This is a genomic window from Streptococcus mutans (assembly GCF_006739205.1).
Classification (GTDB): domain Bacteria; phylum Bacillota; class Bacilli; order Lactobacillales; family Streptococcaceae; genus Streptococcus; species Streptococcus mutans.
Window position 1 is genome coordinate 447759 of the sequence record NZ_AP019720.1, and the last position, 16994, is coordinate 464752.

At 35.6% G+C, this 16994-nt stretch carries 22 protein-coding genes and 1 riboswitch; of the genes, 16 read left to right on the forward strand and 6 right to left on the reverse strand.

Annotated features, from left to right (window positions below):
• Nucleotides 1-26: 26 nt before the first annotated feature.
• The 9 genes from racE to yidD are packed head-to-tail and all read left to right on the forward strand — an operon-like array spanning nucleotide 27 to nucleotide 5753.
• Nucleotides 27-821 (forward strand): glutamate racemase, encoded by a 795-nt coding sequence (gene racE, locus FNL60_RS02440; protein WP_002264058.1) that lies wholly within the window; start codon nucleotides 27-29, stop codon nucleotides 819-821.
• The gene (locus FNL60_RS02445) at nucleotides 818-1795 is read left to right on the forward strand and encodes a nucleoside-triphosphate diphosphatase (RefSeq protein WP_002264057.1); all 978 of its coding nucleotides are present in this window, start codon (nucleotides 818-820) and stop codon (nucleotides 1793-1795) included. The genes racE and FNL60_RS02445 overlap by 4 nt, the downstream gene beginning before the upstream one ends.
• Nucleotides 1777-2295: a metallophosphoesterase gene (locus tag FNL60_RS02450; RefSeq protein WP_002262558.1), complete on the forward strand. Its 519-nt coding sequence runs from the start codon at nucleotides 1777-1779 to the stop codon at nucleotides 2293-2295. Before FNL60_RS02445 ends, FNL60_RS02450 begins: the two co-directional genes overlap by 19 nt.
• Complete coding sequence (gene cbpB / locus FNL60_RS02455; RefSeq protein WP_002262559.1) at nucleotides 2292-2753, forward strand: cyclic-di-AMP-binding protein CbpB; 462 nt, start codon at nucleotides 2292-2294, stop codon at nucleotides 2751-2753. The genes FNL60_RS02450 and cbpB overlap by 4 nt, the downstream gene beginning before the upstream one ends.
• Nucleotides 2750-3487: a site-specific tyrosine recombinase XerD gene (xerD, locus tag FNL60_RS02460; protein ID WP_002264055.1), complete on the forward strand. Its 738-nt coding sequence runs from the start codon at nucleotides 2750-2752 to the stop codon at nucleotides 3485-3487. The genes cbpB and xerD overlap by 4 nt, the downstream gene beginning before the upstream one ends.
• Entirely contained in the window at nucleotides 3487-4194 is a 708-nt protein-coding gene (locus tag FNL60_RS02465; protein ID WP_002268522.1) for a segregation/condensation protein A, read from the forward strand. Before xerD ends, FNL60_RS02465 begins: the two co-directional genes overlap by 1 nt.
• Complete coding sequence (scpB, locus tag FNL60_RS02470) at nucleotides 4191-4787, forward strand: SMC-Scp complex subunit ScpB (RefSeq protein ID WP_002280170.1); 597 nt, start codon at nucleotides 4191-4193, stop codon at nucleotides 4785-4787. The genes FNL60_RS02465 and scpB overlap by 4 nt, the downstream gene beginning before the upstream one ends.
• The gene (locus FNL60_RS02475) at nucleotides 4777-5499 is read left to right on the forward strand and encodes a pseudouridine synthase (protein ID WP_002265736.1); all 723 of its coding nucleotides are present in this window, start codon (nucleotides 4777-4779) and stop codon (nucleotides 5497-5499) included. The genes scpB and FNL60_RS02475 overlap by 11 nt, the downstream gene beginning before the upstream one ends.
• Nucleotides 5499-5753, forward strand: coding sequence for a membrane protein insertion efficiency factor YidD (yidD, locus tag FNL60_RS02480; RefSeq protein WP_002262564.1), 255 nt, complete (start codon nucleotides 5499-5501; stop codon nucleotides 5751-5753). Before FNL60_RS02475 ends, yidD begins: the two co-directional genes overlap by 1 nt.
• A gap of 66 nt (nucleotides 5754-5819) precedes the next feature.
• Here the strand turns inward: yidD and FNL60_RS02485 are convergent, their stop codons facing one another.
• Together FNL60_RS02485 and trkA are read right to left on the reverse strand one after the other, a co-directional pair.
• Nucleotides 5820-7259 carry a TrkH family potassium uptake protein gene (locus FNL60_RS02485; protein WP_002262565.1) on the reverse strand — a complete coding sequence of 480 codons (1440 nt, stop codon included), beginning with the start codon at nucleotides 7257-7259 and terminating at the stop codon, nucleotides 5820-5822.
• A 6-nt stretch (nucleotides 7260-7265) separates the two neighbouring features.
• Complete coding sequence (gene trkA, locus FNL60_RS02490) at nucleotides 7266-8621, reverse strand: Trk system potassium transporter TrkA (protein ID WP_002280171.1); 1356 nt, start codon at nucleotides 8619-8621, stop codon at nucleotides 7266-7268.
• A gap of 465 nt (nucleotides 8622-9086) precedes the next feature.
• Between trkA and FNL60_RS02495 the strand changes: the two genes are divergently transcribed.
• Nucleotides 9087-9635, forward strand: coding sequence for a tRNA (cytidine(34)-2'-O)-methyltransferase (locus tag FNL60_RS02495; RefSeq protein ID WP_002280172.1), 549 nt, complete (start codon nucleotides 9087-9089; stop codon nucleotides 9633-9635).
• A gap of 178 nt (nucleotides 9636-9813) precedes the next feature.
• Here the strand turns inward: FNL60_RS02495 and FNL60_RS02500 are convergent, their stop codons facing one another.
• Genes FNL60_RS02500 through FNL60_RS02510 form a run of 3 tightly spaced genes read right to left on the reverse strand, consistent with a single transcriptional unit; the run spans nucleotide 9814 to nucleotide 11547 of the window.
• Nucleotides 9814-10641: a DUF4097 family beta strand repeat-containing protein gene (locus FNL60_RS02500; protein ID WP_002280173.1), complete on the reverse strand. Its 828-nt coding sequence runs from the start codon at nucleotides 10639-10641 to the stop codon at nucleotides 9814-9816.
• Nucleotides 10638-11234 (reverse strand): DUF1700 domain-containing protein, encoded by a 597-nt coding sequence (locus FNL60_RS02505; protein ID WP_002264051.1) that lies wholly within the window; start codon nucleotides 11232-11234, stop codon nucleotides 10638-10640. The genes FNL60_RS02500 and FNL60_RS02505 overlap by 4 nt, the downstream gene beginning before the upstream one ends.
• The gene (locus FNL60_RS02510; RefSeq protein ID WP_002262570.1) at nucleotides 11221-11547 is read right to left on the reverse strand and encodes a PadR family transcriptional regulator; all 327 of its coding nucleotides are present in this window, start codon (nucleotides 11545-11547) and stop codon (nucleotides 11221-11223) included. Before FNL60_RS02510 ends, FNL60_RS02505 begins: the two co-directional genes overlap by 14 nt.
• A 129-nt stretch (nucleotides 11548-11676) precedes the next feature.
• A riboswitch (FMN riboswitch) is annotated at nucleotides 11677-11890 on the forward strand.
• 115 nt (nucleotides 11891-12005) lie between these two features.
• Between FNL60_RS02510 and FNL60_RS02515 the strand changes: the two genes are divergently transcribed.
• From FNL60_RS02515 to mnmM, 6 genes are all read left to right on the forward strand, one after another.
• Nucleotides 12006-12632 (forward strand): ECF transporter S component, encoded by a 627-nt coding sequence (locus FNL60_RS02515; RefSeq protein WP_011074652.1) that lies wholly within the window; start codon nucleotides 12006-12008, stop codon nucleotides 12630-12632.
• Nucleotides 12622-13272, forward strand: coding sequence for a phosphatase PAP2 family protein (locus FNL60_RS02520; protein WP_002269659.1), 651 nt, complete (start codon nucleotides 12622-12624; stop codon nucleotides 13270-13272). Before FNL60_RS02515 ends, FNL60_RS02520 begins: the two co-directional genes overlap by 11 nt.
• Nucleotides 13273-13437: 165 nt before the next feature.
• Nucleotides 13438-13800: a holin-like protein CidA gene (gene cidA / locus FNL60_RS02525; protein WP_002262573.1), complete on the forward strand. Its 363-nt coding sequence runs from the start codon at nucleotides 13438-13440 to the stop codon at nucleotides 13798-13800.
• Nucleotides 13797-14492 carry an antiholin-like protein gene (gene cidB, locus FNL60_RS02530; RefSeq protein WP_002262574.1) on the forward strand — a complete coding sequence of 232 codons (696 nt, stop codon included), beginning with the start codon at nucleotides 13797-13799 and terminating at the stop codon, nucleotides 14490-14492. Before cidA ends, cidB begins: the two co-directional genes overlap by 4 nt.
• Nucleotides 14493-14596: 104 nt before the next feature.
• Nucleotides 14597-15529 (forward strand): tRNA modification radical SAM protein MnmL/YtqA, encoded by a 933-nt coding sequence (gene mnmL, locus FNL60_RS02535; protein WP_002262575.1) that lies wholly within the window; start codon nucleotides 14597-14599, stop codon nucleotides 15527-15529.
• A complete protein-coding gene (gene mnmM / locus FNL60_RS02540; protein ID WP_002262576.1) occupies nucleotides 15526-16071 on the forward strand; it encodes a tRNA 5-(aminomethyl)-2-thiouridylate-methyltransferase MnmM in 546 nt (181 codons plus the stop codon). Before mnmL ends, mnmM begins: the two co-directional genes overlap by 4 nt.
• Before the next feature lie 133 nt (nucleotides 16072-16204).
• Here the strand turns inward: mnmM and FNL60_RS02545 are convergent, their stop codons facing one another.
• Entirely contained in the window at nucleotides 16205-16987 is a 783-nt protein-coding gene (locus tag FNL60_RS02545) for an ABC transporter ATP-binding protein (protein WP_002265948.1), read from the reverse strand.
• Between the last annotated feature and the right edge of the window lie 7 nt (nucleotides 16988-16994).

Here is a 16994-nt window from a genome sequence, read left to right on the forward strand (position 1 = left end):
AGTCTTATTTTAGAAAGAAGATAAGCATGGATAATAGACCTATTGGCTTTTTAGACTCCGGAGTGGGCGGTTTAACGGTCGTACGTGAATTAATGCGTCAGCTTCCACATGAAGAGGTTATCTATATTGGGGATTCAGCGCGTGCACCTTATGGACCGCGTCCAGCTAAACAGATAAAGACATATACTTGGGAATTGGTCAACTTTCTCCTTACTAAAAAGGTCAAAATGATTGTTTTTGCTTGTAATACAGCAACGGCTGTTGTTTGGGAAGAAGTCAAAGAAAAACTTGATATTCCTGTTTTAGGTGTTATTTTACCAGGTTCTAGCGCTGCTATTAAATCAACTATTTCTGGTCAAATTGGCATTATTGGGACACCGATGACCATCAAATCTAATATTTATGAGCAAAAAATACTAGACCTCTCACCACAAATGAAAGTAAGAAGCCTAGCTTGCCCCAAATTTGTTCCTATTGTTGAATCAAATAAAATGAACTCAAGTGTAGCGAAAAAGATTGTTTATGAAAGTCTATCTCCTCTGGTGGGGAAAATTGATACTCTTGTTTTAGGCTGTACCCATTATCCACTTTTACGGCCCATTATTCAAAATGTAATGGGACCAGATGTTGAGTTAATTGATAGTGGTGCAGAATGTGTACGTGATATTTCTGTTCTCCTGAATTACTTTGATCTTAATCGCAGCAGAACTTCAAAAGTGCTGCATCATCGTTTCTATACAACAGCTAGTGTGGCCAGTTTTAAAGAAATAGCTAGCGACTGGTTACCTTTAGCTATTGAAGTGGAGCATGTAACATTATGAAAGAAAAAATTTATGAATATAAAGATGATCATAACTGGTTCATTAGCCAATGGTCTAAAGTAGGCTCCTCAACTTACTATGAGGAAGAGGCAGAAGAAACTTACAGTTCTATTGAACAAAGTCTTAGAGGTTTACTTGATGAAGGCAATTCGTTTATACTGACAGTTATTAAAATCAACTCCAGCATAGCTCTTGTACGTTTTATCTTAAAAATGCTTAATGAAGAGCAACAAGATAATTTTAAAGTCAGCAGTCATAAAGGAGCTATTTTAGTGACACAGGGACAACAGTTGCTTTTAGTTTGTTTGCCAAAAAAAGGCATAACTATAACCGATTTTTTTGAAAAGAAAAAAAAGGTTTCTGAATTAGGAGATACTATTTTAATTGCCACACGCAACGAAGGTAAAACCAAGGAATTCAGTCAAATGTTCGCTCAATTAGGAATAAAAGTTGAAAATCTTAATCAATATCCTGATTTGCCCGAGGTAGAAGAAACCGGTCTAACCTTTGAAGAAAACGCTCGTTTGAAAGCAGAGACCATTTCTCATTTGACAGGGCAGATGGTTTTGGCAGATGATTCAGGGTTGAAGGTAGATGTTTTAGGTGGTTTACCGGGAATCTGGTCAGCTCGTTTTTCGGGACCTGATGCAACAGATCAAAGTAATAATGCTAAATTACTACATGAACTCGCTATGGTTTTTGATATCAAGGATCGTTCCGCTCAGTTTCATACAACTTTGGTTGTAGCTGCTCCAGATAAGGAAAGCCTTGTGGTTGAAGCAGATTGGTCTGGATACATTGATTTTGCTCCTAAAGGGAATAATGGTTTTGGCTATGATCCTTTGTTTTTAGTGGGAGAAACAGGGAAGACCGCAGCAGAACTTTCAAATCACGAAAAAAATATTATTTCTCACAGAGGACAAGCTGTTAAGAAGCTTATGGAGGTATTTCCAGCATGGCAGAACGCACATTAATTATCATGAGTGATTCTCATGGTGATCAACAAATTGTTCAGGAGATAAAAAATCGTTACTTAGGTAAAGTGGATGCTATTTTTCATAATGGAGATTCAGAGTTATCTGTTAATGATCCTATTTGGGAAGGGATTCATGTTGTTTGTGGGAATTGCGACTTTGGCGATTATCCCGATTGTTTGGTAACAAATTTTCCTGAATTGCTAGTAGCACAGACACATGGTCACCTATTTAATATTAATTTTGGCTTTGAACGTCTGGATTTGTGGGCTCAAGAGGAAGATGCTGATATCTGTACTTATGGACATCTTCATAGACCAGCTGTTTGGAAGAATGGGAAAACAGTTTTTATCAATCCAGGAAGCATTTCCCAGCCGCGTGGTGAGATTAATGAATGTCTTTATGCTAAAGTACGTGTCAATGCTGATACTATTTTTGTTGACTATTTGACGCGAGACCACAAGCTCTATACAGCACTTTCACAGGAAATAAAAAGATGATTGCACAAGAATTTAAAGATTTTCTAAAACCACTTTTGAAAGATGCCCTCACTCCGGCTGAGGAATTAGCTATTTTTATTGATACTCATAAGACTGATCATGTTATGCTGCTGTTAGCTAATAATGGTTTTTCACGTGTCCCTGTTCTGACTAAGGATAAAAAATATGTAGGCACTATTAGTATGTCTGATATTGTTAAATATCAAAAAGAAGAGGGGGTAGATAATGAAAAGTTAGCAGCCCTAGACATTTCTTATATGACTAACGGTAGTTATGCTACTGTGAGTCCTAATGCCGATCTAACAGAAGTCATGCATAAATTAGTTGATGCTAATTTTCTTCCTGTTGTTGAAGCAGATGGTACTTTTTTAGGTATTATTACACGAAAAACAATTTTAAAAGCCTTAAATAACTTGCTTCATGAATTTACAAATGACTATACATTGACTAAAAAATGATAACTTTTATTTCTAAATTTCTTGCTAGTAAATCCTTAACATTGAATTCGCAAAAATCTTATCTTTATGATCTGCAACAATTTGCCGAAATTATTGGAGAGGAAGTGACTCCCAATAAGCTTAAATTGTATGAGCAATCTTTGGCTGACTTAAAGGTTTCTGCTAAAAAACGTAAGATTTCGGCAGTCAATCAATTTCTGTTTTTTCTTTATGAAAATGAAGTATTGGATCGTTTTTATAAAATTAAAAATAAAGAAAAACTGCCGCTTTTGACGCCCGCTTATCAGGAAGTGGATTTATCCGTTCTCTACCGGGAAACAGAGGATTCTAAGGGGCAGTTGATTGCTCTTTTAATTGTAGAATTAGGCTTATCACCAAGTGAGATTATTCAATTAAAATGGGAAAATATTGCATTAGAATTCCAAGTCTTAACAGTAGTCAATGAAAAAGTTATGAGAGTTTTAGAAATTCCCCAACTGTTACTACCTTATCTTGAGGGAGAGCACAAGGCTGTTTATTTATTTGATAATAAAGGTGAAGCCTACTCACGTCAATGGCTTTTTCAAAAACTGAATTATTATTTGGCTTCTGTTGATTTGTCCCAAATGACAGCTCAAAAATTACGTGAACAATATATTATAAAAGAAAAAAATAAAGGGACTGCTATTTTGGATTTAACCAGAAAGCTTGGTCTTAAAAGCCCAGTAACATTGGAAAAATATTTTAAAAACTAATGGATATTAAATTAAAAGATTTTGAGGGACCGTTAGATTTACTTTTGCATTTGGTCTCTAAGTACGAAGTAGATATTTATGACGTTCCGATTGTAGATATTATTGAGCAATATCTAGCCTATATTGCAACGCTGCAAGCCATGAAGCTTGAAGTTGCTGGAGAATACATGGTTATGGCCAGTCAGTTAATGCTGATTAAAAGCCGTAAATTGCTTCCTAAAGTTGTTGAAACTGTTGAAGCAGAAGAAGATCCAGAACTGCAACTCTTGCATCAAATTGAGGAATATCGAACTTACAAACTTTTAGGAGAGGAACTGGCCCTTAAACATAATGAAAGAGCACAGCGTTTTTCAAAACCCAAATTAGAACTCATTTATGACGATATAACACTTAAACAGGATAAAACTGTCCTTGATGTCTTTTTGGCTTTTTCAAAGGTAATGGCTGAAAAACAGGAAGAAATCAAAAACAGTCATACAACAATTAAAAGTGATGACTACCGAATTGAAGATATGATGACTGTAGTTGAAGAACAGGTAATTCGTCAAAAAGAAACCAATTTGTCTTGGTTTTTTAAAAGGGCCGGTTCGCTTAATGAGATAATTACTATCTTTTTAGCAGTTCTAGAGTTAATTAAAGTTCATCGTGTTTATGTTAAACAGGAACACAATTTTGATGACATCATTTTAAGGAAGGGGAGTGCATGACACCGCTATCAAAGATAGAAGCCTTGCTATTTGTAGCTGGTGAAGATGGGTTAAGTCTGCGCCAGTTGGCAACTTTATTAGATATACCTGTAACAGCATTGCTTCAGCAATTGGAAAAGATGGCTCAGAAATATGAAGGGGATGATAATTCTGCCTTATCTTTATTGGAGTCTTCCAAAACTTATAAATTAGTCACTAAAAAAGATTATGCGGATCTTTTACGGCAGTATTCTAAAACGCCGATTAATCAGAGCTTATCAAGAGCCAGTTTGGAAGTTCTCTCTATCATAGCTTATAAACAACCCATTACAAGAATTGAAGTTGATAATATTCGTGGGGTGAATTCTAGCAGTGCTATTTCAAAACTGCAAGCTTTTGATTTGATTCAAGAGGCTGGAAAAAAAGAGGTGCTTGGACGTCCTAATCTCTATGTTACTTCAGATTATTTTCTGGATTATATGGGAATCAATAGTTTAGAAGAATTGCCAGATGCTTCCAGTATTGAATTAAAAGATGAAGAGTTTACACTTTTTGATAATAAGGAAAACGAAGAACAAATAAGTGAAAATGTAAAGGAAGAAAATGAGAATTAATAAATACATTGCACACGCAGGAGTAGCCAGTCGTCGAAAAGCAGAAGAACTCATCAAGCAGGGGCTGGTCACTCTTAATGGTCAAATGGTGACTGAATTGGCTACTACTGTTAAATCAGGCGATCGTGTCGAAGTTGAGGGACAACCTATCTATAATGAAGAAAAAGTTTACTATCTTCTCAATAAACCACGCGGAGTGATTTCTAGTGTTAGAGATGATAAGGGTCGTCAAACGGTTGTTGATTTATTACCTGAGGTTAAGGAGCGTATCTATCCTGTTGGTCGTTTAGATTGGGATACGTCTGGGCTTCTTATTTTAACCAATGATGGTGATTTTACAGATAAGATGCTTCATCCACGGCATGAAATTGATAAGGTCTACGTGGCGCGTGTTAAAGGACTTGCCAGTAAGGATAATCTGCGCCCTTTGACAAAAGGAATCGTTATTGATGGCAAAAAAACACAACCTGCCCGCTATCGTATTGTCAAGACGGATAGAGAAAAAAATAGATCTGTTGTGGAACTGACTATTCACGAAGGACGCAACCATCAAGTTAAAAAGATGTTTGAAGCAGTTGGTTTAATGGTTGATAAATTATCGCGTACTCGTTTTGGAACACTTGATTTATCGGGTCTTAATTCGGGAGAGGCTAGGCGCCTTAATAAAAAAGAAATCAGCCAGCTTTACAATGCTGCTGTTAATGAAAACTAATGAAAAAAGTATTGATTGCTCCGATTAAATTTTATCAAAAATTTATTTCTCCCATCTTTCCAGCTTCCTGTCGTTATCGGCCAACTTGTTCAGCCTATATGATAGAGGCAATTGAAAAACATGGTTTAAAAGGTTTTTTAATGGGGATTGCCCGTATTTTACGCTGTCATCCTTTTGTTGAGGGAGGTGAAGATCCTGTACCAAATCATTTTACCTTGCGAAGAAATAAAAAAGAAAAGCCGTCTAAATCATAAAAGCCTCCAAAAGTTAATTTCTTAATAACTTTGGAGGCTTTTTTTATGTTAATTGATAAAAAGGACTTAAGTTTTAGACCAAGTTTTTGGAATAAATAGCAACAACATGGGGTAAATTTCTAAACGTCCCGCAATCATAGCAAATGATAGAACTAATTTTGAAAATGGGCTAAAGATAGCAAAGGTTTTATCAGTACCAAGTATAGGTCCAATATTGTTAAAAGCACTGGCAGCAGCGCTGGTTACAATCATAAGGTTGTTATTATCAAGTGTTAAAATCAAAACCAGACTAATAAAAATCAGAAGATAGATAGCTAAATATTTCAACACACTGTGTTGTGTTCTTTTATCCAGTGATTGCTGATTGATATGCAGTGATATCACACGGTTAGGATAGAGACTGGAAAGAACTTGATTTTTAGCGATTTTTGATAAAATCAATACCCGCATAACCTTGAATCCACCTGCTGTTGATCCAGCAGAACCACCAAGAAACATCAGTAGAAGCAAGATAAACTGAGAAAAGAGCGGCCAAGTTGTGAGATTAGTAATACCAAAACCAGTTGTAGTCATGGTAGTGGAGACTTGAAAGAAAGAAATTTCCAAGCCCTCTTTTGCTGTTGCAAACTGTCCACCGACGTTTAACCAAATTAATAGGGTTGCTAGCAGAGCAATACCAATATAAGTACGCAGTTCTTCATCACCAAAGAAAGTTTTAAATTTACGAATCAAGAGAAGATAGTAGAGATTAAAATTAACTCCAAAGAGCAACATTCCGATGGAAACCAGATTTGTAATGAGCGAACTGTGATAATGAGCAATCCCATCATTAAAAACTGTAAATCCACCAGTACCAGCTGTACCCATTGCTGTTACGAGGCTATCATATAGAGGCATACCAACACCCCACAGTATAATAGCGAAAACAGCAAACATAATGAGGTAAATAATATAGAGGATCTGAGCAGTGTTTTTGAGCTTTGAGACCACTTTACCAAAAACAGGACCAGGTACTTCTGCGCGCATAACTTCTAAGTGGCTGTTTTTACTGTTTTCCATAATGGCAAGAGCAAAAACAAGTACTCCCATCCCACCGATTAAGTGGGTAAAACTCCGCCAAAAAAGCAGTGAATGTGATAAAACAGAAACATCTGGTAAAATAGTGGCACCCGTTGTTGTGAAGCCTGAACTAACTTCAAAAAAAGCATCAATAATATTAGGTATTTGACCAGTAAAGATAAAAGGAAGAGCTCCAAAAAAGGACCAAAGTACCCAGCAAAGAGCTACAATAAGTAAGCCTTCTTTGGTATAGATGTGATAATTTTTAGGTTTAAATATGATGCCAATACTGCCAAGCAAGATTAAAATAGCCATAGTGGCCAAAATGCTAAAGATGATTGTAAAACTTTCTTGATAAATGAAAGCAACAATCAAGGGGACAAGAAGAAGTGCAGCTTCAATTAACAATAATTTTGATAAGAGAAAGCGTACCATACTTTTATTCATAATAGCTTACCTCTTTAATAAATCATAAATATGAGTGATGTTTGTAAGAAGTGTAATGACAACAATCTTGTCACCTACTTCAAGAATATCATCACCAGTAGGGAAAATTGTTTTACCATTGCGAATGATGGCTGCAATTAAAACATTGGTCTTAAAATGAAGTTCAGACAATGTTTTACCAGCCATTTTGTTGGTTTGGCGAATTTCAAATTGCAAAGTTTCAATACGACCATTTGCTACATGGTGCATAGCATCTAGATTAGAATCTTGAGCATTAACACGACCGCGAATAAAATGCATCATGGAATCAACCGCAATGCTCTTAGGAGTGATAATGCTTGAAAACTGTTCAGGGTTAATAATTTCTAAAATACTAGTACGATTGACTTTAGTAATGTTTTTTTGCACGCCTAATGTTTCTAAAAACATGGAAGCAATAATATTTTCTTCATCAACACCAGTTAAGGTCGCAATAGCATCGTAGTTTGCAGCACTCTCTTCTAAGAGGATATCTTTAGCAGTTCCATCTCCTTGAACGACATGGATATGGGGGAATTCTTGACTAAATAGTTCAGCCTTTTTAGGATTAAGTTCAATGACTTTGACTTGAAGATGACGTTTGGTAGTCTTGAGAATATTAAGCAAATAGTAGGAAATTCTTCCTGCACCAATAATCATTAGATGTTTGATAACTTTATTTTTAACAAAATTATGGAAATGAATCATTTCCATACGCTTGCCTGTTACGAAAATTTTATCCCCTGACTGAATGACAGCATCACCATCAGGAATAATGAGCTCATTTCCACGCTCAATAGCGCAGATGACAATATTATTGAATCTTTTACGGAATTGATTCAAGGACATTTGACAGAGATTGTTACCGTCAACAATTTTAAATTCCATTAACATGACACGACCATTGACAAAATGTTCAACTGATCGTGCATTAGGGAAATCAACTATATTGGCGATATAACGTGCTGTCAAAAGTTCAGGATTAACTACTAAAGAAAAACCAAGAAAGTTCTTGTCTTTAAAGTAGGTGTTGGAATATTCAGGATTACGAACACGGACAATGGTTTCTTTAGCCCCCATTCTTTTAGCTAGAACAGCAGCTACCATATTCACTTCATCTTTATCAGTAATAGCAATAAAAATATCACAATGTTGCACATCAGCCTGTTCTAAAATTCTAAAGTTAGCACCATTACCGACTATTCCCATGATATCAAGACGTTTGGTGACATGATTGAGGACGGATTCATTTTCTTCAATCAAAATAACATCATGTTCTTCTTCCACCAGTGAGCGACAGAGAGCCTTACCGACCTTGCCGCCACCAACGACAATAATTTTCATGATTTACCTCCGAATTATAATAACTATCATACCTCTTTTTAAGGGAAATTGCATTAGTTTTTAATGAAAATTATTTATTTTAGTAGTTAGTGTTGTTTTTTGCTGTTTTGGTATCAGTTTTAAACCACTTCATTTACCTTTTCCATAAGAAGAAGCTTTAAAAAGCTGAAATGTGGGGGTAAAGTATATGATTTCAAAGAATCATAACAGCTACTTTATATTTCTTTGGGTTTTAGAATACGGTTAAGCTCGAAAACTTTTTTTCTGAAAAAATCCTTAAAATATTGCTTACATTATCTTGACAACTTTTACAAAAGTGATATACTAAGTAATAAGCTAATCATTGTTTTAAATCAAACCTGTTATGATTTAAGATAATGAAAGCACCGCACACCACGTTACCTGCTGAGCTGGACTCCGGGTTCCGTGGTTCTTTTTTTGTAAAGTAAAAAACTAGGGATTAAAATGAATATTGAACAACTCGAAAGAGAAAATAAACAGTTAACTTTGGGTAGAAATCATGTGGTTTTATTTCAACCACAAATTCCTGCAAATACAGGAAACATTGCTCGTACCTGTGCGGCTACTAACACCTCTCTTCATATCATTCGTCCAATGGGATTTCCCATTGATGATAAAAAGATGAAGCGGGCGGGTCTTGATTATTGGGATAAATTAGATGTGTATTTTTATGACAGTCTTAATGATTTCATGAATATTTGTTCAGGTAAACTGCATCTAATTACTAAATTTGCAGATAAAACGTATTCTGATGAAAATTATGGTGACAGTGAGCATCATTATTTTCTGTTTGGACGTGAAGATAAAGGACTCCCAGAAGAATTTATGCGCCAGCATTCTGAAAAAGCTTTACGCATTCCCATGAATGATCAGCATGTTAGAAGTCTAAACTTGTCAAATACGGTTTGTATGATTGTTTATGAAGCTTTACGTCAACAAGATTTTATAGGATTAGAACTTAGTCATACTTATGCTGTGGATAAATTAAAGTAATGGATATGCGTTAAAAGTATTACAAAAAAGACAACATCGTTTATGGTGTTCAAAAGCTGACTATCAGAAAAAACGTTTGAGACACTCTTTTTGAATAGTGTCTCAAACGTTTTTTATATACCAAATGTGCGTTTATTTCTAAATTAGAGAACAGTGTATAACTCTCTATATCAATTTTTTACTTAATTTGGATATTTCCTGTGTCTCCTTTGACAGCTAAACGATTTTTGCCAGAATAACCTTGGAGTAGTTGATGACTAATATCCGTATGGCCAACATCGGTTTTTGCGGAGACAATAGTTGCTTGTGCACTTTGAGGCGAAAGTGAGACATTAGTGTTACCTGTATTATTAGTCATTCTAACCAGATTTAAAACAGTAAGGTTTTTAGCAGAAATGTCGCCTGTATGGTCAACAACATCTATATCTGATAAGGAACTATTTTGAATAGCGATGTTGCCAACATCTGAAGAAACTTTTCCTTTAGCAATTTGGCTATTATAGATGTTTAGATTTCCCGTGTTCTGCTGAACAGTAATTTTGCTGGCTTGTTGATTTTTGATTGTAATATCACCAACATTATTTTTTATAGAAACATCTTTTAGCTGAACATTCTTAGGAATAGCTAGAGTGACATTATTGGTATCATCTTGATGGAACCAATTGAAAAAGTCACTTAGTACAAAAAAGTGAATTCTAAATTTTTCTTTTTGCTTTAGGTTTAGATTTTGATGCTGTACTTTGTGAGAAATTTCTTCATCTAACTTTTTGTAGTAAGTCAGTTTAAAGTGTTGATCCTGAGAAGATTCAATTTTGATATTTCTTACGGATAAATCCAAATCAAGCGATTGAATATTGTCAAATTGGACTTCTTTCTTGAGTGCTTGATCGTCTTTAACTTGCAATTTATCAATTCCACCTGATGATAGTCCAATACCAACAAGAATAAGACCAAAGCAACTTAAGATTAGTCCGATACCTATAGTCATTTTCAGTGATTTTCTCATACTCTGTACCCCCTTTTATAGCCTTGTTTAACAATCCATTGACTCCATTTAATAAAAGCAAATTTAAACCATTGCGCTAATAAAAGAGTAAAAACGAAAAAGATTAAAGATAATCCAAGTGAAAGCAGGCCAGCACCCAACCCAAGACTAAAGGTTGAAAAAGAACCAGAAAGTTTAAAAATGGCTTCCCAAATAAGCACAAAAGCTGAAGTAAAAGCGCTAAACCCAATACTAACTGTAACAACAATACTGGATAAAGCTAAAATAATAATAGCTAAGGCAAGTGCCAAGGCAGCAATAGTCAAAGGCAACGCTATTGGTGCGGCTAGAATGGCTAAAATTGTTATCCAAACAATGTGTTTAGATTTAGTTGAAGGTCCACATTCTTCTTCAACTTTTTTGTCTAACAGCTGACTTAAAATTTCATAAGCCGCTTCCTTAGGATTACCCAAATCTTGGATAACCTGAGCCTCATTTTCTGGACCAGCTTCCTCAAAATATTCCTTAAAGTAATCCATTGCTTCTTCATAATCAGTATGTGGTAATCTCTTTAAATAATGTTTTAACTGATTGAGGTATTCAGTTCTTGTCATGGCGAATTCTCCCTTCTACAATGCCATCAATGGTCATTTTATAAACTGACCATTCCTTAGTCAGATAAACGAGATGTTTTTCTCCCGAATCGGTTAAATGATAATACTTTCGTCGTCGACCTTGATGTTCTTGAGTGTAAGTACTTAAATATCCTGCTTTTTCAAGTTTTTTTAAGATAGGATATAAGGTGGATTCTTTGATACTGGCAATTAGTTTAATAGTTTGACTGATATCGTAACCGTAGGAGTCATGTTTACTGACGATAGCCAAAATTAAGTATTCTATTAGCAGGGCTGAAACAGGATAATACATTCAGTTACCTCCTATATATAAATATTTTATATATAAAATATATACTTATATGCAAATTTTGTCAAGTGATATAAATGAAACTTTTTAGGTAAGAAAACTTGTTATTAACTTTATTTTTTGATATGCTATAAGTGTCTTCAGGGCAGGGTGAGATTCCCGACCGGCGGTGACAAAGGCGATGATTTTTCAACGAGATTAGATAGTAAGTCGAAGATGATATTAGACTATATCAAGATGAGCTAATGATGCGTCAGAGAAAAGATTCCTTTTGAAGTCCGCGAGCGCAAGCTGATGTGGTGAAATTCCACAACCGACAGTAAAGTCTGGATGGGAGAAGACTGAGAGTTTTTGTATTGTCATCTAATCATTTGGTTTATCTTTTATGATTTCGTTAGTACTTCAGTGTTTGCTGTCTACAGTTTTCTACTTAGTACCACTAAAAGCAAACCAAAGATTATATGTTACACTCTTTGGGCCTTCTTTCGATTTGTAAAAATTGGAGGAATTTTTTTATGAAAAAAACACAGACAATGACTATCATTGCAATTCTATCAGCGCTCTCTTTTGTGCTTATGATCCCTAACTTTCCAATTATTCCAGGCGTGGATTTTTTGAAACTTGACTTTAGTATTCTTCCTATTTTATTGGGTTTAATCCTACTTGATTTAAAAAGTGCCTATGTCATCCTTTTTTTGAGAAGTCTACTTAAACTTTTGCTGGATAATGGTGGACCTGGTAGTATGGTTGGTTTGCCAATGAACATGGTGGCTTTTGGAATTTTTATTCTTTCTTTTGCGCTTATTTGGAAAGTTAGAGATAGTAAGGTGAAATATGTCTTGGCTAGTATTGTTGGGACATTAGCAATGACAGTGACCATGGTCTTTCTCAACTATGTTTATGCCATTCCCCTTTATGCTAAGTTTGCTAATTTTGATATTTCAAAATTCATCGGTGTTGGGAAGTATTTAATGAGCATGGTCATCCCTTTTAACTTACTTGAAGGGGTGATCTTTGCGGTTAGTTTTGCTGTGGTTTATGCAGCCACTCAACCTATTTTAAAGAATTATATAAGTAATGAAAATTAAACAAACTTATCTTTTAAGAGCTTCCTTTGCTTTTTTACTTTTAATGTTTCTAGGATACTTGGTCAAATTTTACCCTGATAATTTGACTGGTATTGATACCAATATTCAGAGCGCTATGCGAGGGGATTTTCCTTCAGTAGAAACTTGTTTTTTTACTACTATTACTAATTTTGGAAATGAATTATTTTTATTCATCTTTTGTATTTTTTTATCTTTTCTATTTTATATCAAAAATTGGAAAGCTGAAGCTGGATTTATTTTGGCGAATTTCGCAACTATAGGTTTGCTGTCAACAGCTTTAAAGTACCTGTATCAAAGACCACGTCCTAAGATTAAGTGGCTGATTCAGACAACGGGCCCTTCTTTTCCTAGCTGGCATGCCGCTTCAACCTTACTGATAGCGGCAGCCATAGTTGTGATTATTCAGCAACGTATGAAAAGCAGCGTTTTAAAACTGCTCTTACAAATACTTCTTATTGTAATAGCTATTTTGGTAGGCATTTCTAGAATTTATATCGGTGTCCACCATCCAACGGATGTTTTAGGAGGCTGGCTGTTGGCCTTAGGTTTAAGTCAAATGATTTATCCTTATTATGATGAGTGGCGTTTTAAATGGCGCTTTTCAGGCAAGCAGAAGTAAGAAGGAGTCATACCAATTCAATAATTTGAATGGTAAATTTTGCTGTTAATCTATTTGGCATCTAATTTGGAAATCTATATGATTTCCATTTTTGTTTTAAAAAAGAAAAGGTATTGAAAACTTTCTGAAAAGTAGTAAACTAAAAGATGAAAAGGATGTGTTTTTTTGAAATATTATGTGCAGTTGATGATTATTCTCCTCTTTTCTTTAGTGGGCGAATTTGCTTCCAATAGTTTACATTTACCTGTTCCAGGAAGCATTATTGGACTTTTTTGTCTCTTTTTAGCTTTGCAGTTTAATTGGATCCGTTTGCGTCATATCAATGCGGTTGGTCAATTTTTACTAGCTAATATGACTATTCTGTTTTTGCCAGCAGCAGTGGGGATTATGGATAAGTTTAATGTGATTGCCCCTTATCTGCTACCAATTTGTCTGATTTTATTATTTGCTGTTATTCTCAATATTGCAGTGATTGCTTTAGTTGTCCAATTTATCAAGAGACATTATGAAGGAGACTTTCCAGAATGAATTTTATTTTTTCAAATCCTCTTTTTGGTCTTTGGCTGTCTATATTTGCCTATTTGATAGGTATTTTGATTTTTAGGCGTTTTCCACATCCACTAACAACCCCACTTTTACTAGCGACGATTATTGTTATTATTTTTTTAAAAGTAACGCATATTTCTTATCAAGACTATTATAAGGGAGGAGCGTATTTAAATACCCTTATTGTACCTTCGACAGTTGCTTTGGGAATTCCTTTGTATCAGACTTTCCATTTAATGAGGCATCATGCCAGAAGTATTATTTTGGGTAGCTTTTTAGCAGCAGTTGTCAATACGAGTTTTACTGCCTTTGTGGCAAAAGTTTTTGGCATGGATTTCTTTTTAGCCATTTCCTTATTTCCTAAATCTGTTACAACCGCAATGGCAGTCGGAATTGTTGATAAGATGCAGGGAATTACGACCGTAACACTGGTTGTTGTTGTAGCAACTGGTATTTTAACTAGTGTTTTGGGGCCAACTCTTTTAAAATTATTGAAAATCGAAGATCCTGTGGCCATTGGTTTGGCTCTTGGTGGAACTGGACATGCTGTTGGTACTGGAACGGCTCTTAAATACGGTAGAATATCGGGAGCTATGGCTGGTCTAGCTATTGGCATTACGGGTTTGATGTATGTCTTTGTATCGCCCATTGTGGCAGCCATTATTTTAAAATGACTTTTAATCAACCAGTGTGTTAAACTGGAATCACTATACAATAAAAAGGTTGGGAACACTTTTGTCTCATCTTTTTTAGAGAGATTTATGTTAAAATAACTCTTATGAATAAACGTTATAATACATTAAATGACTATTACCGTCGTATTTTTGGCGAAAAGACTTTTAAGGTTCCCATTGATGCTGGCTTTGACTGCCCAAACCGTGATGGAACTGTGGCTCATGGTGGCTGTACTTTTTGTACGGTTTCAGGTTCTGGTGATGCTATTGTGGCACCAGAAGCTCCTATTCGGGACCAATTTTACAAGGAAGTTGATTTCATGCATCGCAAATGGCCGGATGTCAAGAAGTACCTCGTTTATTTTCAAAATTTTACCAATACCCATGACAAGGTTGAGGTCATTCGGGAGCGCTATGAGCAGGCTATCAATGAACCTGGTGTTATTGGTATCAATATTGGAACAAGACCGGACTGTTTGCCTGATGTGACTATCCTTTACCTAGCGGAGCTATCCCAACGTTTGCATGTGACCTTGGAGTTAGGCTTACAGACAACCTATGAAAAAACGTCCAAGTTAATTAATCGTGCTCATTCTTATCAACTTTATGTAGAAACTGTTAAACGCGTAAGAGATTTGGCGCCAAAAGTTGAAATTGTTTCCCATCTCATCAATGGTTTACCAGGTGAAAGCCATGAGATGATGCTGGAAAATGTTCGCCGTTGTGTGACAGATAATGACATTGATGGCATTAAACTCCATCTTCTACATCTCATGACCAATACGCGTATGCAACGTGATTATCATGAGGGACGCTTACATCTGCTGAGTATGGAAGAATATGTCAACATTATCTGTGACCAATTAGAAATTATTCCTAAAAACATTGTCATTCATCGTCTGACAGGTGATGCACCGCGTGATATGTTGATTGGACCGATGTGGAGCCTTAACAAGTGGGAAGTTTTAAATAGCATTGATAGGGAAATGGAAAGGCGTAATGCTTATCAAGGCTGTAAGCTGGAGGTGAATATATGATCAAACGTCCCATTGAACTCTCTCATGATTTTTTGTCCCAAGTTTTGGATAAAAACAGTATAGCCATTGATGCGACTATGGGCAACGGAAATGATACCGTTTTTTTGTCCCATCTTGCTAAGAAAGTCTACGCTTTTGATGTACAGGAACAGGCCTTAATCAAGACGAGAGAAAAACTGGAACAATTAAATATTAAAAATGTCCAACTCATTTTAGATGGACATCAAACTATTAATAAATATGTGACTGAACCTATCCGTGCAGCTATTTTTAATTTAGGTTATCTGCCTTCGGCAGACAAGTCAGTCATTACTCAGCCTGCTACAACCCTGACAGCTATTAAAAAGATTTTAGAGAGATTAGAAATTGGCGGTCGTTTGGCAATTATGGTATATTATGGTCATGAGGGTGGCGATAAGGAAAAAGATGCGGTTCTGAACTTTGTTAAAGAGCTAGATCAACAGCATTTTACAGTCATGCTTTATCAACCCTTAAATCAAATAAATACCCCACCCTTTTTGGTGATGATAGAGAAATTATAAAAATTTTCATTAAAAAGCGATATAAAAAAGCTTAAAATTAACGTTTCTGACAACTTAGTTTTAAGCTTTTTTAGATATCACAATATTCTTATTTTGGATTAGAAATTGAAATTTTGCCCAGACTCTTTTTTGTTCATACTTGCGGTTTGATAAAGAAACGTTTGTCATCAATGGAAATGATATTGACGGGACTTTCATAAAAATTTTCAAGGACTTGAGGTGTAATAATATCTTTTTTAGGACCTTGAGCCACTATTTTACCTCTACGAAGGAGGAGGATATGACTCATTTTATCAGTGATTTCTTCAGCATGGTGGGTAACATAAAGGATAGTTGGAGCATGTGGTAACTCAGTAATCTTTTCAACTTGTGTTAGCAATTTTTCACGGGCAAAAAGATCCAGTCCGCTGGTTGCTTCATCCAAAATAATGATTTCAGGATCTTCCATAAGGCTGCGCGCAATAAGGAGGAGTTGTTTTTCACCTTGTGAGAGGCTGCTATAGATGCGACCAAGCAAGTGTTTTCCGCCGATGACAGTAAGCATTTGGCGTGCTTCATTAAGTTCTGTTTCGTCGTATTCCTTGTAGAGAATGCTTGATTTGTATTTACCAGTTAGCACGATCTTTTCAGCCAACATATTTGCAGGGAGTCGCTCAGCAATAAAAGAGCCCACGACACCGATTTTAGTCCGCATATTGGGAATATCACCCTGACCAAACCTAGTATTGAGAACTTCAACCTGTCCTTGTGTTGACCAATACTCCGCCATAATAAGTTTTAAAAGAGTGGTTTTTCCAGAACCGTTAAGACCTAGAATAACCCAATTTTCTCCCTTTTTGACTTTCCAATTAAGATTGTTGAGCAAGATTTTGCCCTGTTTTTTTAAGGTCACATTTTTCATGGAAATGAGTGCCATTTTTTAC

Coding starts and splice junctions, on each gene's coding strand:
- racE (WP_002264058.1), top strand. CDS start 27: ATGGATAATAGACCTATTGGCTTTTTAGACTCCGGAGTGGGCGGTTTA.
- FNL60_RS02445 (WP_002264057.1), top strand. CDS start 818: ATGAAAGAAAAAATTTATGAATATAAAGATGATCATAACTGGTTCATT.
- FNL60_RS02450 (WP_002262558.1), top strand. CDS start 1,777: ATGGCAGAACGCACATTAATTATCATGAGTGATTCTCATGGTGATCAA.
- cbpB (WP_002262559.1), top strand. CDS start 2,292: ATGATTGCACAAGAATTTAAAGATTTTCTAAAACCACTTTTGAAAGAT.
- xerD (WP_002264055.1), top strand. CDS start 2,750: ATGATAACTTTTATTTCTAAATTTCTTGCTAGTAAATCCTTAACATTG.
- FNL60_RS02465 (WP_002268522.1), top strand. CDS start 3,487: ATGGATATTAAATTAAAAGATTTTGAGGGACCGTTAGATTTACTTTTG.
- scpB (WP_002280170.1), top strand. CDS start 4,191: ATGACACCGCTATCAAAGATAGAAGCCTTGCTATTTGTAGCTGGTGAA.
- FNL60_RS02475 (WP_002265736.1), top strand. CDS start 4,777: ATGAGAATTAATAAATACATTGCACACGCAGGAGTAGCCAGTCGTCGA.
- yidD (WP_002262564.1), top strand. CDS start 5,499: ATGAAAAAAGTATTGATTGCTCCGATTAAATTTTATCAAAAATTTATT.
- FNL60_RS02485 (WP_002262565.1), bottom strand. CDS start 7,259: ATGAATAAAAGTATGGTACGCTTTCTCTTATCAAAATTATTGTTAATT.
- trkA (WP_002280171.1), bottom strand. CDS start 8,621: ATGAAAATTATTGTCGTTGGTGGCGGCAAGGTCGGTAAGGCTCTCTGT.
- FNL60_RS02495 (WP_002280172.1), top strand. CDS start 9,087: ATGAATATTGAACAACTCGAAAGAGAAAATAAACAGTTAACTTTGGGT.
- FNL60_RS02500 (WP_002280173.1), bottom strand. CDS start 10,641: ATGAGAAAATCACTGAAAATGACTATAGGTATCGGACTAATCTTAAGT.
- FNL60_RS02505 (WP_002264051.1), bottom strand. CDS start 11,234: ATGACAAGAACTGAATACCTCAATCAGTTAAAACATTATTTAAAGAGA.
- FNL60_RS02510 (WP_002262570.1), bottom strand. CDS start 11,547: ATGTATTATCCTGTTTCAGCCCTGCTAATAGAATACTTAATTTTGGCT.
- FNL60_RS02515 (WP_011074652.1), top strand. CDS start 12,006: ATGTTACACTCTTTGGGCCTTCTTTCGATTTGTAAAAATTGGAGGAAT.
- FNL60_RS02520 (WP_002269659.1), top strand. CDS start 12,622: ATGAAAATTAAACAAACTTATCTTTTAAGAGCTTCCTTTGCTTTTTTA.
- cidB (WP_002262574.1), top strand. CDS start 13,797: ATGAATTTTATTTTTTCAAATCCTCTTTTTGGTCTTTGGCTGTCTATA.
- mnmL (WP_002262575.1), top strand. CDS start 14,597: ATGAATAAACGTTATAATACATTAAATGACTATTACCGTCGTATTTTT.
- mnmM (WP_002262576.1), top strand. CDS start 15,526: ATGATCAAACGTCCCATTGAACTCTCTCATGATTTTTTGTCCCAAGTT.
- FNL60_RS02545 (WP_002265948.1), bottom strand. CDS start 16,987: ATGGCACTCATTTCCATGAAAAATGTGACCTTAAAAAAACAGGGCAAA.